Here is a 14346-nt window from a genome sequence, read left to right on the forward strand (position 1 = left end):
CCACACCATAGCAGCGGAAGCTGTTTGCGCTCTTCGAGACTCGGAGGAATGGCATTGACGAAAGTTTACGGCATGCATCACATAGGCATCACCGTGCCGGATATTGAGGAGGGAATACGGTTCTTCCAAGCCGTTTTCGGGGCGATCGAAGTATTCCGAACAGGACCGTTCGACGTTGATCAAGACTTCATGGAAAATAAGCTCGGGGCTGCCAAATACTCCAAGATCCGTGACTTGGTCTTCCTCCGCTGCGGCAATGGGACCAGCGTCGAACTGTTTGAATACGAGGGCGAGTCCGCATCGCCCCCCAAAAGGTCGTCGGAAGTAGGCTGCGTACATTTGTGCTTTGAAGTCGAAGACGTGCACGCCTCCGCCGATAGATTGAAGGAGCTAGGCATCGATCTGCTCGACGGGCCAAATCTTGTAGAGGCGGGGCCGTTGGCAGGTTTCAACTGGATCTACTTCCGCGCTCCCTGGGGACTAATCTTGGAAGTCGCGAGCTTCGACAAGCTTGCCTATGAGACTGACACCCCAGAGCGTCTATGGCGGGCGAAGCTGAGTTGACTGTCAGACCCGGGGCAACCCTGCTTCCGCGCGCACTTGCCGCTTAACAAGTTTATTGCGTACAGACAGGACAATTGAGGCACCTACGCCGACAGAGGATAGTCGCTGAGGGTTCCGAGCGTGGGCGGGGCGGCGGCAACGCGAATTGTCCTGCCGCCATTCCCCATTCGTGCTCGTCATGCTGCCGACTTCACAGGTGATCTCGGCGCTTGATAGCCTCGGCGGCCCAGAGACGGGACTCTCATTGACGACGCGTAAACGAGCGAGCACCGTAAGGAGAATCGCGAGCTACTGAGGTGAAGCAAGTTTGGCACAGATCCGTTGTGGAGGCTTGCGGTAGGCTAGCACAGTCCAAAGAGTGCGGAGACTAAGGGGTGGCGGCGGAATTTTGGAACGAGGCAGTTCGCTTGATACAAGACCTCTGAACGCAGTCGGAAATCTACGCACGAATATCCACACCTTTTGGGCCGAAGGTCGATGTCTGCCCGCTACGATCTAGCGGCGGCAGCCGAAGCGGCCTACGTTGCCGCCGAGACGCTCAGGCGAGCAGCGAAACACCCGCCGATACATCCACCCGCCGAGCCTGTCGCCCGACGACATCGCGGGCGGGCATCTGCGGCATATCCCAATCGGATCAAAAATTACCGGAACGCGCCACCGATTGAGTGCCTAGTGCAGCTCGCCAAGCACCACGTAGGTTCTCGCTCGAAGGCCAACCGTCACGAAAACTGCGGATTCACCACTTGCGCAGTCGAGCGGAGCAAAACCCTTCGGCAACATCTCGTCGACTGCCGTGGAAACTTCGTGCTTTGCCAAGACACCTAGTTTCTGAGAACGTTTGAACGACGCAATCTCGATTTCCTCCTTCCCAACGAGCACAAATGCGAAGTGGCCCTCGTCTGACGAATAGTTGTTCGCGGCGAGATATTTGTTCGCCCTGACGGCTACCGCATCTTTTGAGTACAATCGATCTTGGTAGGGCTGAAGCAGGCAAATTGCTTCAAAAGATGGTAGATTCGAAAACTTGGTAGCCTTGCCAATCGGGATTTTCTTGAAGGCGTCTTCATCCAAAGAGCCAGCGTGGGCGAAAGACCCGTAGGCAATCGATCCAAGTAGAGTCAAAAGGCCAAAAATTCCGACGAAGTGCGCCCGCATTCACGCCTCCATGACACGACACAACCGATTGTTGCCGTAGTTGTCAACACGAACTGTGCCTCTTGGCGGAGACTTACACTGAAGAATCAGATCGTTTGCTGGCGCAGCCTCTCACCGATTCACTTGCAGCCTATGGTGTATCTTGGTTCGCATTGAATGCGGACGCCCTTATGGTGGAAACGCTGCCAGCGGTGTCTCCCTGTGCGAACGGGATAAGCCTTTGCCCAAGGACACCCTTCTGCGGCCCGCTAATGCCTCGATCTCAGCATTTCCCTGCGATCAAATTCTCTGCATCCGGTTCAACATAGGTTGCCAACGATTGCCTGGCTCCCCGCGAAGATCGTCGCTATAATTGATGACGACCGGAATTTTCGCGTCGCGTTGGAGGATATGCTCGCGTCGGCTGGGTTATGCGGCTAACTGTATGGTTCAGGCGAAGATTTCATGTCCAGCAAGGGCTATCTCACATGCGACTGCATTCTCAGCGATCTCCGGATGCCAGGAATGTCTGGAATTGAACTTCTTCGACGGCTGAGGGAAGGTGGGATCGACCAACCAGTCATCATAGTGAGATCCTATCCGGACCAGTATGCCGCGGCTGTCGCCTTGAGTTTACGAAGACATTTCTGGGTTTGGACTAAGCCGAGGGGATTTGTAGGGCGTTCTCATCCAGATAGAGAGCACCGGTCCACTTTGGCCGATTCTCCAGCCCCATTGCTTCAAGACGTGCCGCCGCATTGCGTAGCAATTCGTGCACCCGGCGCTCATGATTGAGCACCCCGCGACCGGGTTCCAGGTTGCATCCGTCCATTCGATTTCATCACCAGCTCCTTATCTCACCCGCATTGTATCACGTTTGGTAAAGAAACTGGTAAAACAGGGTGAAATCGGAGCTGTGTGGCCTCAGCACGTTTGCCGCCAGCCGGGGATCACGCTGTCGGCCGAGCTTTTCCTTCGGTGATGACCGCTGTTGGCGCATTCTTGCCGATAAGGTAGCAGCGGTAGCTTCGGAACGGTCAACCGGGTTTGGTCAATGTAGGAGAAAAGTATCGCTCACCTCTCAACGCCTCATGCCGTCGTTAAACGCGCCTCGGGTAACGCTAGCAGGCTTCGCAGTGGGGCCGATGGTTTAGTCAAGTCTGCAAGCGTGTATCCATCGAGGATATCGAGAAAAGCAGCGGCTGCGGAGGCGAGCGCCCGTTTGAGTACGCAAGCTGGCTGGATTGCGCACACGCGTTCGGCACCTTCTTCCATGCATGGAACGATCGCGAAATCGGGCTCGGACGCGCGGACAATTTCGCCGACACCGATCGTCGAAGCGTCGCGCGCGAGTCGCATGCCGCCTTGGCGACCGCGCACCGTCTCGATGAACCCCTTGAGACCAAGCTCATGTGTGATCTTCATGAGGTGAGCCTTCGAGATGTCATAGGCGTCGGCGATCTCCGAGATTGTCGAGAGGCGTTCCCTGTTGAGGGAGAGATACATCATCAACCGCAATGCGTAGTCGGAATAGACGGTCAACCGCATGTTCGAACACTCGAGATTGGAAGGTTCCCTTATTATAAGATGCCTCCTCAATGTATCAATTGCGGGGAGGGCATTCATGTCCTCCCCGCAACATCTCAGGCGGCGGCAAGTTCTTCGGCCGGCCCGAAGAACTCAAAGTGGATGCGTTCCGGAGGCACGCCTGCTTTCGCGAGGCCATTCACAAACGCTGCGAGGAAAGCCTTTGGCCCGCATAGGTAAAAGTCCGCCTCGGCAAAAGGCGTGTTCGCCGCAAGCCAGTCGACGGTGATATAGCCGTGGTGGTCGAAGTGGACGCCGTGTTCATCGGCTTCGTGTGGTACGCCATAGAAAATCGCCGTTCTGACATGGGGGCGGCCGTCGGATAGCCTGCGAACGTGGTCACCCATCGCGTGGACGCGGCCGTCCTGTGCGCCGTGTACGTAGTGGACCGGAAGTTCGACGCCGCTGTCGACAATAGTTTCAAGCATGCTGACCATCGGTGTAAGGCCGACCCCGCCGCTCAGCAGGACGACCGGACGCTCGGGGCGTTCGGGCAAATGGAAGTCGCCGGTTGGTGGCGCGACCTCGATCAGGTCGCCTTCCTCGACGACGTCGTGGAGATGTTTGGAGACCTTCCCATTGTCCTCGCGCTTGACCGAAATGCGATAGGTTTCACCGTTCGGAGCGGACGAAATGCTGTAGTTGCGGCGTTGCGGTGGTAAGCCGGGAACGGAAATCTTGAAGGTCAGGTACTGTCCCGGCCTGTGGCCGACGACTGGGCCGCCGTCCACAGGCTCCAGAACAAACGAGGTGATGACGTCGCTTTCCGGGCGCTTCGTCGCCACCCTGAACTGACGCCAGCCGTTCCATCCTCCTTCGGAGGCCTTGAGGTAATCGTAAATCTGTTTCTCACGGCCGATCAGGATGTCGGCCAGAAACCAAAATGCCTCGCTCCATGCGCCGAGGATGTCGTCTGAGGCGGCGTCGCCCAGGATTTCCTTGATTGCACCAAGCAGAGCGGTCGCCACGTGAGGATAGTGCTCGGGTAAGATATGCAGACCGACATGCTTCTGCGCGATACGTTCGACCGCGGGGCCGAGCGCGGCGAGGTTGTCGATGTTCTGTGCATAGGCGAGGATCGCGTGGGCAAGGGCCTTTGTCTGCCGGCCGTCGTCGCCTTGATTCGATTGATTGAACATTTCCCTCACAGCAGGGTCCGCGAACAGGCGCTTGTACATCGCTGCTGTGATCGTCGTCCCGCGGGCTACGAGCGCTGGGACCGTAGCTCTGACGATCGATTTGGTTTTCTCGCTCAATGGTTCCGACATGCTGATCTCCGTTCTGGCTGTGATTGGCCGGTGGCGAAGATTTACGAGCTTAAAGATACATCTGCAATATATGTTTTAGTTCGTGTGCCGTTCTGTCGCAGCGGCACGTTGAGGGGACCAAGCGGCTATCGTGGCATTTCTGCCCTGATCCAATCCGTGATTGATTGATGCTTAGGGTGCCAGCCCAGGCGCTCCCTGGCTATGCGGCCCCGAACTCGACTGTTCGAACCGCGAGTGAGGACGGCCATCTCGCGTCCCCAGGTCTCGATCGCGCTGTCTCGCGAAATCGGGGATGCGGCACCGAGGGCGAGGCGGTCGGCGATTGCCCGAACGACATTGCCGAGTTCTTCCTCTCCGCTCTCGACATACATGAACGTTCCCGCCTCTGCCTTATGAAAGGCGAGAACGTAAAGGTCCGCGACATCGGCGATGTGGGCGTTTGACCAGCGGTTCGTCAGGTTGACGGGGCTGGACATCTACAGCGGGCGGCGTGGAAAAAAAGAGGGCCTCGGAAGACCAGGGCCCTAATTGTGAGGTTTAAACCTCCAGAGGGGAACAGCAAACGCGTGGCTACTGGGAGGAGAGCCAAATGCACTTGCTGCATGGTTTGTGCGCTTTTCCCGCGCGGGGCACAACTATACCTGAGGATGGTTGCGGCGGGTCGGAGGGTGCCTATCCTCCCGCGATCCGAATCTAAGGTCACGCTGATCACCGATGTTGCAATCTTCTCTTTCTAAAATCGTCTGATCAAGGGGCGCTGGTTGAGCCATTTCACCGACCGGTGTACTTGCGTCTCCGTCACCGATCGCTGCTACTTCCGCTTCACGATGCCGCCCAGAACGCCGGCTTGAAGATAAAGCTGAATGGTTAGTGCATTGACACCAGCACCTTGATTAGATTTCTCGATGCAGTCTTGATAGTGCCGCTGTGTCGGGAAGGGGCGCTGAGCGCCAATAGTCGAGCGTGGCATCTGCGCTAAGCGGTCGCGAGCATTTTCAGCAATCGCACTCTGAGATAGCAAGCAGAATGATACCTCTGCCGCGTTGCATCCCACGTTGATTGTCATATCATCCGGGCTTCAGCATGCGATCGATGGTGTCTGGATGTCGGGGAGTGGGGGCTACGGAGACGGATTTGGGCAGCGCCTTGGTGCGCAGGCCGCGTCTTATGTGAGCAGAGGGCTTCGAAAGTCCACCTTGGCCGTCACTGAATTGCGGTACGACAATCCAAGCTTCGAGCTATCTAATCCGCCAAAAGAAGAAGATGCCTTCATGGTGGGGCACTATCTCGTTAACTGTCCCAAGTACCTCTATTGGGAGGGGGGCATAGCCGCTAAATCATCGGCTATCGGGCAGGGCGAGACGATCATCTACGACCTCAAGCGAAAGCCGACGTTTCTCCTCAACCACGCCTTCCACACTGTCCACTATTACTTCTCGCGTGAGGCATTGAACGCAATCTCCGAGGAAGCGGGAGCGCCACGCATCGACGAGCTTCGTTACAGTCCTGCGGTCGCGAGCGACGACCCCGTGATGAGGTATATGTCGGCCGGTCTGCTGCCGTTTTTTGAGCGACCAAACGAAGCGAGCGTGCTCTTTATGGACCACGTAATGTTGGCGATAGGAATTCATGTCGCCACGCGTTACGGCGGCATGCTGCCGAAGAGCGAAACTACTCGGGGTGGACTCGCGCCTTGGCAGGAGAAGCGGGCGAAGGAAATGATCGGCGCGAGCCTTGGTGATCAATTACCGCTCGCGCTGGTTGCGGGTGAGTGTGGTGTTTCGACTCGACATTTCTCCCGAGCATTCCGACAGTCGGTAGGTCTTTCGCCGCATCAATGGCTGACGCAGTGCCGCGTAGGCCACGCGAAGCGGCTGCTAGCTGTCGAAGAATTCAACTTGGCACAGGTGGCTTTCGCATGTGGCTTTGCCGATCAGAGCCATTTCACGCGCGTGTTCACGGCAATCACCGGAAACAGCCCAGGCGCATGGCGGCGTGCGAACGCACGGTGATCTGGGATGTCCGCCCGTCCCGTGGCCCGATTCAGCACAGCTTGACCAAATCCGGCAATAACTTACCCCGGTTCGAGGGATAGCCTCACTGCCACGGCGCGAACGCTGGTCCGTCGCAAGAGGAGATTATGACAAAACTCAGCGGACCCACCGTCCCTCTTCTTGCTCCATTGGACACCCCTGGTCCGGAGGCTGTCGGCAATCGCGCTGCTGGTGATCTTCACGGCAGCCGTCTATCCCTTCGGCCGGACGGACCTGATCGGCCACGGTCCGATCATGGCGATTTTGGTGGCCGTCGCCTCCGACGGGCGCCGCGAAACGGTCTTCCTTTCGGCGATCAAATGCTAATACCGGCTGGACTTGCGGTGTCGGTGGCCGTGGTCATACGCCCCTACTGGGGCCAGCACATTGTCTTCTATGCCCCGGACACCTTCACAGGCCCGGGGCACAATGGACAGATCGACCCGTTCCCACAACGTCGAATTTCCGCAAATGCCGGAGTCCAATCTGGGATTCGGAGGGCTCCGACAAGGTCGACCGACTGAGAACCTCACCCATCTTGCCATGGACATCGCGCCGCTCACCGGTCTTCGGGCGGGCGGCAAAGATCGCTTCGACCGTACGCCTTCAATGGCCGGATTAGGCAAAGCAGGGCCGGTCCCTTCCATCCACCTCTTCGGGCCGCGCCTAAAGTCAGCCTCTCATCAAATGGAAACCAGGGAGCGGAGAATGGATTTTGAGGCGTTTTTCAGCGAGCGGCTGCAAGGCCTCCGCCATGAGGGCAGATACAGGGTCTTTGCCGACCTCGAGCGCAGTAGCGGATCGTTCCCGCGCGCGACCTTGCACTTGCCCGGAGGGTCACGGGATGTGACCGTCTGGTGCTCCAACGACTATCTCGGGATGGGACAGCATCCGGCGGTCGCCACAGCCATGAAGGAGGCGATTGATGGATCCGGCGCAGGCGCGGGCGGCACGCGCAACATCTCCGGCACCAATCATTGCCACGTCCTTCTCGAACGCGAACTCGCGGACCTGCACGGCAAGCAGTCGGCGCTGCTGTTCAATTCCGGCTATATGTCCAATTGGGCAACCCTTTTGACGCTTGGGTCGCAGATACCAGGGCTGATCATCTTCTCCGACGGCTCTAACCACGCCTCGATGATCGAAGGCATTCGCCATGCCGGATGCGAGCGCATTGTCTGGCGACACAACGACCTCGCCGACCTTGAGGCAAGATTGCGCACGGCCGACCCTCGCGCGCCCAAGATGATCGCGTTCGAGTCCGTCTACTCGATGGACGGCGACATAGCCCCTGTGAGGGAAATTTGCGATCTCGCCGACAAGTACGGTGCGATGACGTATCTCGACGAGGTCCACGCGGTCGGGATGTACGGGCCGCACGGCGGCGGCATCGCCGAAGGCGAGGGATTGTTGGACCGTCTGACCGTAATCGAGGGGACGCTCGCGAAGGCGTACGGCGTGATGGGCGGCTATATCGCGGCGTCGGCGGCGCTTTGCGACTTCGTCCGCTCGTTTGCGTCCGGGTTCATCTTCACCACAGCGTTACCGCCGGCCGTCGCGGCGGGAGCACTCGCGTCTGTCCGGCATCTAAAGGTCAGCCCGTTCGAACGAGCTCGTCACCAGGATCGCGTCCGCAAGCTGCGCGTCCTGCTCGACCGCAACGGTATCCCGCATCTTGGTAATCCCAGCCACATTGTCCCGGTGATGGTAGGCGACGCCGCCAAATGCAAATGGGTATCAGACATCCTCGTCCGCGACTTCGGCGTCTACGTGCAGCCGATCAACTATCCGACAGTCCCTCGGAAAAGCGAGCGCCTGCGGATCACGCCCACGCCGCTACACACCGACGCCGACATCGCCCATCTCGTCGATGCGCTCGGGTCGCTCTGGGCGCGGTGTGCGCTCTCCGTCGCCGCCGCCTGATCTCCTCTCGTTATTGAGCGTGCGATCATACAAAGAAGGAAAGACCATGTATCAGCAAGTGAGCCATCCACACTCGGGGCCTCAGGATGCCACGCTGTTGCGTCCGCTTGGCCCAGTGGAGCAGTATTTCTGGCTCAGCGACCAGAACAGCCCGAAGCATTTCTGCATGACCTTGCATGTCTCGGGAAGCACGACCGTCCAATGCTGGCGAGAGGCTCTGGAGGCCGTCCGGCTCCGACATCCGCTTTTGCGGGCGACAATCGACCGCGACGAGTTCGGCATGCCAAGCTTTTACCAGCTTGAAGGATATCAGATCCCGTTGAAGGTAATCGAGGCCGAGCCTCCCCATGATTGGCAGAATGCGGTTTCCAACGAACTGATGGAGCCGTTCCCGCAGATCGCTGCTCCGCTCACACGGGCTATGTTGTTTCATTCCGCCGGCCATACCACATTGGTGTTTACAGCGCACCACGCTGTGGCCGACGGAATGTCGATCGCGTTCGTGCTTCGCGACCTGCTCGAGGTGATAGGAGGGGGTGAACTCTCCAAGCTCCACCTGCCTCCGGCCCAGGAGGAGATCGCCGCTGCATGGCATGTGGACGTCGCCGACGCTGATCCTCCGTCGATTTCCTCGTCAGCCCATATGCTCAATCGCCATCAGGGACGACCAAAAGTGTCGGGCTTACGTCTGTCGCATGACCTCTCCACCAAGATCAGGACGACCGCTCGCACCTGGGGGACGACCGTTCACGGCGCTCTTCTCTCGGCAATCATCTTGGCTGGACGAAAGCTTTCGAGCAGGTGGAGCGACACTGCGGTGCGCGCCGTGTCCCCGGTCAATCTGCGCTCTACGCTCGGGATTGCCGACGACTGTGTCGTCTCAATCGTCTTCCCGATCGGGGCATACGCGCCGGCGTCGGAGAGCGGGCTTTGGGATTTAGCCAAGACCATCCGCTACGATCTCGCGCCCATGAAGAGCCGCGAGGCAATCGTCGAGGCGTTCGGCGCGTTTCAGAGCATCGCGGATTTGTCGCCGTCGGTGGCGGAGCTCGCGGCGATAGAGCTGCAGGCTTGCGCTTGCGAGATGATGCTGTCGAATCTGGGCGAAGCGCCGTTGGCGGATGTCTACGGCCAAGTCCGGGTCGAGGCTTTGTGGGGACCATCTGTGTTCGTCGGCATCGAAGGCGAACAGATGGTCGGTGCCGCCACAGTGCGCGGACAAATCCATCTCCTGCATGCGAGCTTCACGCCGATTCCGGACTTGCTAGAGACCGTAGAAGAAATGCTCCGACATGCCGTTGTCTGAAAATGACGCAGCGGAATCGATTTTGTCCTTTTTTGACAAAACGGCGTCGCCGAGTTCATGAAAAACGGATGAGGACCATTACGATGCTTTCCAACATCGCCTCGGCCTCGCCATACCATCGCGCGACGCCGGAGCGATATCCTTCGTATATTGGGAGATGAGGATGTCCGAAGTCACCGAACAGAAAACGGGCGAGTTGGCCACCGAGGCCGCAACGCCAGCTTCGATCGTCGAAGCTTTGAAGGCCGTTGCAGGCAACCCACCGAAAGTCCGTGCGAGCTTCGCCAAGGGCCGCTGTGTTCGCGGACACTATGCACCATCCGACCGGGCCGCCGAAATCACGCGCTCCGTCAGCTTCACCAAGCCTGGTCGCGTGCTTGCGCGGTTCTCGATGGGCGGCGGCAATCCGAAAGTGCCGGACACGAACAATCTGGTACTACGAGGCTTCAGTTTCCGGATCGAGACCGAGGGCCAAACCTCAGACATCCTCGTCGAAAGCGCGCCAGTACACTTCGCGCGCACGCTCGACCAGATGTTGGCCTTCCTAAAGGCCCGTATCCCGGGTGCCGATGGCAAGCCGGACCCCAGCAAAGTAAAGGCTTTCTCAGAGGCCAATCCTGAGACGCTTAATCAGGCCAAGTATGTCGCGGCTCGTCCGCTCCCGGCAAGCTTCGCTGGTACGACGTACTGGGGCGTCCACTCGTTCCCGGTCACCAACGCGGCGGGGATGTCGCGGTTCGTCAAGTTCAAGGTGGTGCCGCTGGTCGGCGACCTGACTCTGACCGAGGACGAAGCAAAGGAGCAGGCTCCGGATTTCCTGCACCGAGACCTGGGAGACCGCATTCGCGATGGGGGCTTGGCGTTCAACGTGATGGCGCTACTCGATCGCCCCGGCGATCCGACGATGGACGTCACAGTCCGTTGGCCCGACGAGGACGAGCGCGAAGCCGTGCTTCTAGGGACGATCACAATCGAGGGGATTGAAGAGGACGATGCATGCGACATTTCGGTGTTCGATCCGGGAACACTGGCGGAGGGCATAGGCTATCCGCCGGACGAGATGTTCGCGGCGCGCCTGAAAGCTTATAGGATATCGCTCGCGAAGCGGCGTTGAGCTTAGCAGACTTTCGAAAGCAACTTAACTGCCCCGGGGAGGACGTCTGGGATGCGCAGTCAGGGAGTTTATGGCCGAAGCCTCGGCGACCATTTCCACCTAAACGACGCTCCGGCGATCGTGACCAAGACGCTGAAGCGCTCCGAGGTCGCGGTCACGCATATCAAGTGCAGGAAGCCCAGCTTGACGTCCTCGATCCCCACCGAGGACGCTTACCTGGTCGCGTATCAAATTGAGGACTGCATCGAGCACGAGCTTTGGATCAACGGGAAGGGAACGGGAAGGCTTCCGTTTTTCGGCGGCCAGACCTCGTTCTACGATCTTCGCGAGGACCCGATGTCATTCATCGGCGAGACGTCGAACTGCATGATGTATTATCTGCCGAAGTCCGCACTGGACACGATTGCCGAGGAGCATGGCAAAAGATTCGGCGAACTGCAGATGCGGTCGGACAAGCCCGCAGACGATCCGGTGATCGCAGCTTTGAGCGCCACACTGATGCCGGCCTTCGCCAACCCGGAATATGCAAGCCAGTTGTTCCTCGACCACACGACGCTTGCCGTCGCCAACCATATCGCCCACCGCTATGGAAGCCTTCATGCCATCACCAAGGCCGTCACTGGAGGCCTCACGGCGAAGAACGAGAAGCGTGCAAAGGAGATCATCGAGGCCAACATTACCGGCGAGATATCCTTGAGCGATCTCGCCTTTCAGTGTGGGCTGTCGGCACGGCATTTCGCGCGCGCTTTCAAGCAATCAGTGGGGGTGGCGCCGCATCACTGGCTGGTCATGCGCCGTTGTGAACGCGCAAAAGACCTCCTGCAATGGTCCGCGCTGACGCTCGCCGATATCGCGCTCGCATGCGGGTTCGCCGACCAGAGCCATTTCACCCGCGCGTTTTCCCGGGTTGTCGGCATCTCGCCCGGCGCATGGCGCAGGCTGTCATAGGAGGTTGATATGGAGGAGACTGGGGCATATGGCGAGCGCCTGCGAAAGACTTTCAAAGTGGCCCGCGCGCCGTTCGTCGTGGCCAAGACGTTGAAGAACGCGCGGATCGCAGTCACCGAAATCCGCTGCGACAAGGCCAACACGGGGTTGAGCGAACCGATCCCGGTCGAGGACGCTTTCCTGATGACTGTGCAGCTGCGAGAGGTTCCGGCGCACGACATGTTTCTCGACGGCAAACAGGTGAAGACTGCGGTTCTCCCGGTCGGCACGGCAAGCTTCTACGACCTCCGAACATCGCCCATGGCTAACAGCATCAGCGCCTTCAATCACATTAGCTTCTATGTTCCACGGGCTGCATTGGCCGCCATAACCGATAAGGAAGGCATCCCACCCATGGATGGCTTCAACCACAATCCCGGCATCGGAGTACAGGACCCCGTGATGTACAATTTGGTCCGCGCCATGCTCCCCGCTTTCCGGTTTCCGGGTCTCGCGAACCAGCTTTTCGTAGACCACCTGACGGTCGCTGCCACGGCGCATGCCGTGCGCTATCACGCCTGTGCCGTGCGCCAGCAAGCGGCGCGATATAAGTCCCTTTCATCTCTGGAGCTTTCCATGGCGCAGGAGAGGCTGTCCGAACATCTCGACGGTGACTTACGGCTTGAGGACCTGTCGGATGAATGTGGCATGTCGCCCCTGGAGTTTGCATCTGCTTTCGAAGAGACCGCTGGCCGGTCCATCCACGCCTGGCGCGGCGACCTGAGGATCGAGCGGGCGAAACGGCTGATCGTCAAGGGTTACGACACCGAGACGACGTCCGGCCTTCTCGGCTATGAAAATGCAGAAGACTTTGTGAGGGATTTCCATCGCAGGACTGGTATCGACCCTCGAGGCCTGACTAGGCAATGATGGATAAAGCGGCGGATCGGTCTGCGGTCCGAGCACCAAACGCCAAGCATAGTGGTGTTCACATAGGCTTATCGCCGAATGAATTCATTTTGCTCCAATATCCGTTAGCCGCGGCAATCGTCTGGAAGTTTACAGCGACGATCTGGCATGCCGTTAAGATGCTCTCCGCGTCGTCCTCGTAGATCGCGAGTAGACGGTCTCGGATTTGGTTCGAAGGTTGCACCATCTTCACTATCTCCCAAGAGATTCTTGCCGCCAGGTCCAACCCCTGCCGGGGTGTTTCGGTTTCAAGCGACGAAGTAAAGTCTTGCATGGTTTGCCTCCGGTTTCTTGTTGTCCATCCGAGCATACTAGAGGCCTGCTGGTCTAAATTATTGGATGGCGGCGACATAGATTGCAGCATTCGGCCATTCCAGGCGGCAGCGGTCCCGCTATTTGATGGCCGATTTTGGAAAAGCGCGGCATCCACGGAAAATCCGCGCGGTTTTATCGAGAGCATGGTGCTTGGGGCTGAGGACAGCCGCGAAGGAGCAACCCATGTCAAAGATCACCAACGTCATTCCGATTATCAAGTACTTTCTGGCGACGGCTGCCGTTTGCGCGACCGCCATGGCGTCGCCTTCAAGCGCGACCGACCAGAAAGAGACCCCGCAAGACCTGGTAAACGCGCTGCATGGAACGTTTGGCGCGCACCATCAGCGCGCAGTGCACACAAAGGGCGTCATGGTCGTAGGCTCGTTCACACCCGACAACGAGGCGCGTGCGCTGACGACGGCGTCGTTGTTTACCGGGGGCACGCGTCCAGTCATCGCACGGTTCTCGCTGTTTGCCGGGGTTCCGGACATTCCTGACACGGCGAACGGCGCGGCTCCGACGGGCCTCGCGATAAAGATTGCGGCGAAGGACGGCACCGAGTTCGACTTCGCCACTGATCAGCATAACGGCTTCGTGGTCGCGACAAGTGACGAGTTTGCCAATTTCCTGAGACTCGTCGCCGCAAGCGGCCCGGGGGTCGCTCATCCCACACCGCTCGAGACCTTCCTTCAGGAGCATCCGGTGTCGAAGCACTTTGTCGAAACTCTTACCTCTCCGGCTTCCTACGCAACGGCGACATTTTTCGGCATCAATTCATTCAAGTTCACCAATGCCGGGGGAAATTCGGTATTTGTGCGTTATCGCTTTGTGCCGAAGGCCGGAGAGCATTACCTCACGCCTGCCGAGCTGAAGGCGATGAAACCGAACTACCTGCAGGACGACATCGTGGCGCGGATCGCCAAAAAAGCCGTCCGATTCGACTGGTACGCCCAGATCGCAGAAGCGGGGGATAGGATCGAGGACCCCTCCATTGCCTGGCCGGAAAGCCGTAAGCTGGTCAAGCTGGGCAGCTTCACCTTCGACAGACTGCCCGAAGACAAGGCGATCGTCGACAAACAGACGCTTTTTCTGCCCGGCTCGAGTCATCCCGGTATCGATCCAGCCGATCCGATGCTCACTTTCCGCAATCACACTTATCCGATCTCGTTCGGTGAGCGGCAGTAGGCTGGCGAGGATTACGCTTTT

At 58.7% G+C, this 14346-nt stretch carries 14 protein-coding genes and 2 pseudogenes; 10 read left to right on the top strand and 6 right to left on the bottom strand.

Annotation, left to right across the window (positions count from 1 at the left end):
* Positions 1-54 precede the first annotated feature (54 nt).
* Positions 55-564: a VOC family protein gene (locus FHX16_RS20690; protein WP_183863864.1), complete on the top strand. Its 510-nt coding sequence runs from the start codon at positions 55-57 to the stop codon at positions 562-564.
* A 669-nt stretch (positions 565-1233) separates the two neighbouring features.
* Here FHX16_RS20690 and FHX16_RS20695 read toward each other — a convergent pair.
* A complete protein-coding gene (locus tag FHX16_RS20695; protein WP_183863865.1) occupies positions 1234-1719 on the bottom strand; it encodes a hypothetical protein in 486 nt (161 codons plus the stop codon).
* Between the two features lie 444 nt (positions 1720-2163).
* Here FHX16_RS20695 and FHX16_RS31620 point away from each other — a divergent pair.
* A pseudogene (locus FHX16_RS31620) lies at positions 2164-2268 on the top strand (hypothetical protein); the annotation flags it as partial.
* Positions 2269-2359: 91 nt separating this feature from the next.
* Here the strand turns inward: FHX16_RS31620 and FHX16_RS20700 are convergent.
* From FHX16_RS20700 to FHX16_RS20715, 4 genes and pseudogenes are all read right to left on the bottom strand, one after another.
* Positions 2360-2535, bottom strand: a pseudogene (locus FHX16_RS20700) (DUF5131 family protein); the annotation flags it as partial.
* Between the two features lie 252 nt (positions 2536-2787).
* Positions 2788-3246 carry an Rrf2 family transcriptional regulator gene (locus tag FHX16_RS20705; RefSeq protein WP_259130138.1) on the bottom strand — a complete coding sequence of 153 codons (459 nt, stop codon included), beginning with the start codon at positions 3244-3246 and terminating at the stop codon, positions 2788-2790.
* A gap of 95 nt (positions 3247-3341) precedes the next feature.
* Positions 3342-4553: an NO-inducible flavohemoprotein gene (gene hmpA, locus FHX16_RS20710; RefSeq protein ID WP_183863867.1), complete on the bottom strand. Its 1212-nt coding sequence runs from the start codon at positions 4551-4553 to the stop codon at positions 3342-3344.
* 125 nt (positions 4554-4678) lie between these two features.
* Entirely contained in the window at positions 4679-5029 is a 351-nt protein-coding gene (locus FHX16_RS20715; RefSeq protein ID WP_183863868.1) for a hypothetical protein, read from the bottom strand.
* Positions 5030-5749: 720 nt separating this feature from the next.
* Here FHX16_RS20715 and FHX16_RS20720 point away from each other — a divergent pair.
* The 7 genes from FHX16_RS20720 to FHX16_RS20750 all read left to right on the top strand — a co-directional run bounded on the left by FHX16_RS20720 (position 5750) and on the right by FHX16_RS20750 (position 12786).
* Positions 5750-6565, top strand: coding sequence for an AraC family transcriptional regulator (locus FHX16_RS20720; protein ID WP_246712671.1), 816 nt, complete (start codon positions 5750-5752; stop codon positions 6563-6565).
* 162 nt (positions 6566-6727) lie between these two features.
* Positions 6728-6913: a hypothetical protein gene (locus FHX16_RS20725; RefSeq protein WP_183863870.1), complete on the top strand. Its 186-nt coding sequence runs from the start codon at positions 6728-6730 to the stop codon at positions 6911-6913.
* A gap of 381 nt (positions 6914-7294) precedes the next feature.
* Positions 7295-8509: a 5-aminolevulinate synthase gene (gene hemA, locus FHX16_RS20730; protein WP_183863871.1), complete on the top strand. Its 1215-nt coding sequence runs from the start codon at positions 7295-7297 to the stop codon at positions 8507-8509.
* A gap of 46 nt (positions 8510-8555) precedes the next feature.
* Complete coding sequence (locus FHX16_RS20735; protein ID WP_183863872.1) at positions 8556-9815, top strand: condensation domain-containing protein; 1260 nt, start codon at positions 8556-8558, stop codon at positions 9813-9815.
* Between the two features lie 163 nt (positions 9816-9978).
* Positions 9979-10929 carry a catalase family peroxidase gene (locus FHX16_RS20740; protein ID WP_183863873.1) on the top strand — a complete coding sequence of 317 codons (951 nt, stop codon included), beginning with the start codon at positions 9979-9981 and terminating at the stop codon, positions 10927-10929.
* Positions 10930-10980: 51 nt separating this feature from the next.
* Complete coding sequence (locus FHX16_RS20745) at positions 10981-11877, top strand: helix-turn-helix domain-containing protein (protein WP_259130145.1); 897 nt, start codon at positions 10981-10983, stop codon at positions 11875-11877.
* A gap of 9 nt (positions 11878-11886) precedes the next feature.
* A complete protein-coding gene (locus FHX16_RS20750; protein ID WP_183863875.1) occupies positions 11887-12786 on the top strand; it encodes an AraC family transcriptional regulator in 900 nt (299 codons plus the stop codon).
* Positions 12787-12844: 58 nt separating this feature from the next.
* Here FHX16_RS20750 and FHX16_RS20755 read toward each other — a convergent pair whose 3' ends face one another.
* Positions 12845-13099 (bottom strand): hexameric tyrosine-coordinated heme protein, encoded by a 255-nt coding sequence (locus FHX16_RS20755; protein WP_183863876.1) that lies wholly within the window; start codon positions 13097-13099, stop codon positions 12845-12847.
* A 224-nt stretch (positions 13100-13323) separates the two neighbouring features.
* On the opposite strand from FHX16_RS20755, the gene FHX16_RS20760 reads away from it, so the two are divergent.
* A complete protein-coding gene (locus FHX16_RS20760; RefSeq protein ID WP_183863877.1) occupies positions 13324-14325 on the top strand; it encodes a catalase family peroxidase in 1002 nt (333 codons plus the stop codon).
* The last annotated feature ends 21 nt before the right edge of the window (positions 14326-14346 follow it).

This window comes from Rhizobium sp. BK661 (genome assembly GCF_024808825.1).
Taxonomy (GTDB): domain Bacteria; phylum Pseudomonadota; class Alphaproteobacteria; order Rhizobiales; family Rhizobiaceae; genus Rhizobium.

Bases quoted from the DNA above. Each gene is read 5' to 3' on its own strand.
- FHX16_RS20750 (WP_183863875.1), top strand. From the start codon at position 11,887: ATGGAGGAGACTGGGGCATATGGCGAGCGCCTGCGAAAGACTTTCAAA.
- hmpA (WP_183863867.1), bottom strand. From the start codon at position 4,553: ATGTCGGAACCATTGAGCGAGAAAACCAAATCGATCGTCAGAGCTACG.
- FHX16_RS20735 (WP_183863872.1), top strand. From the start codon at position 8,556: ATGTATCAGCAAGTGAGCCATCCACACTCGGGGCCTCAGGATGCCACG.
- FHX16_RS20740 (WP_183863873.1), top strand. From the start codon at position 9,979: ATGTCCGAAGTCACCGAACAGAAAACGGGCGAGTTGGCCACCGAGGCC.
- FHX16_RS20745 (WP_259130145.1), top strand. From the start codon at position 10,981: ATGCGCAGTCAGGGAGTTTATGGCCGAAGCCTCGGCGACCATTTCCAC.
- hemA (WP_183863871.1), top strand. From the start codon at position 7,295: ATGGATTTTGAGGCGTTTTTCAGCGAGCGGCTGCAAGGCCTCCGCCAT.
- FHX16_RS20755 (WP_183863876.1), bottom strand. From the start codon at position 13,099: ATGCAAGACTTTACTTCGTCGCTTGAAACCGAAACACCCCGGCAGGGG.
- FHX16_RS20760 (WP_183863877.1), top strand. From the start codon at position 13,324: ATGTCAAAGATCACCAACGTCATTCCGATTATCAAGTACTTTCTGGCG.
- FHX16_RS20715 (WP_183863868.1), bottom strand. From the start codon at position 5,029: ATGTCCAGCCCCGTCAACCTGACGAACCGCTGGTCAAACGCCCACATC.
- FHX16_RS20705 (WP_259130138.1), bottom strand. From the start codon at position 3,246: ATGCGGTTGACCGTCTATTCCGACTACGCATTGCGGTTGATGATGTAT.
- FHX16_RS20695 (WP_183863865.1), bottom strand. From the start codon at position 1,719: ATGCGGGCGCACTTCGTCGGAATTTTTGGCCTTTTGACTCTACTTGGA.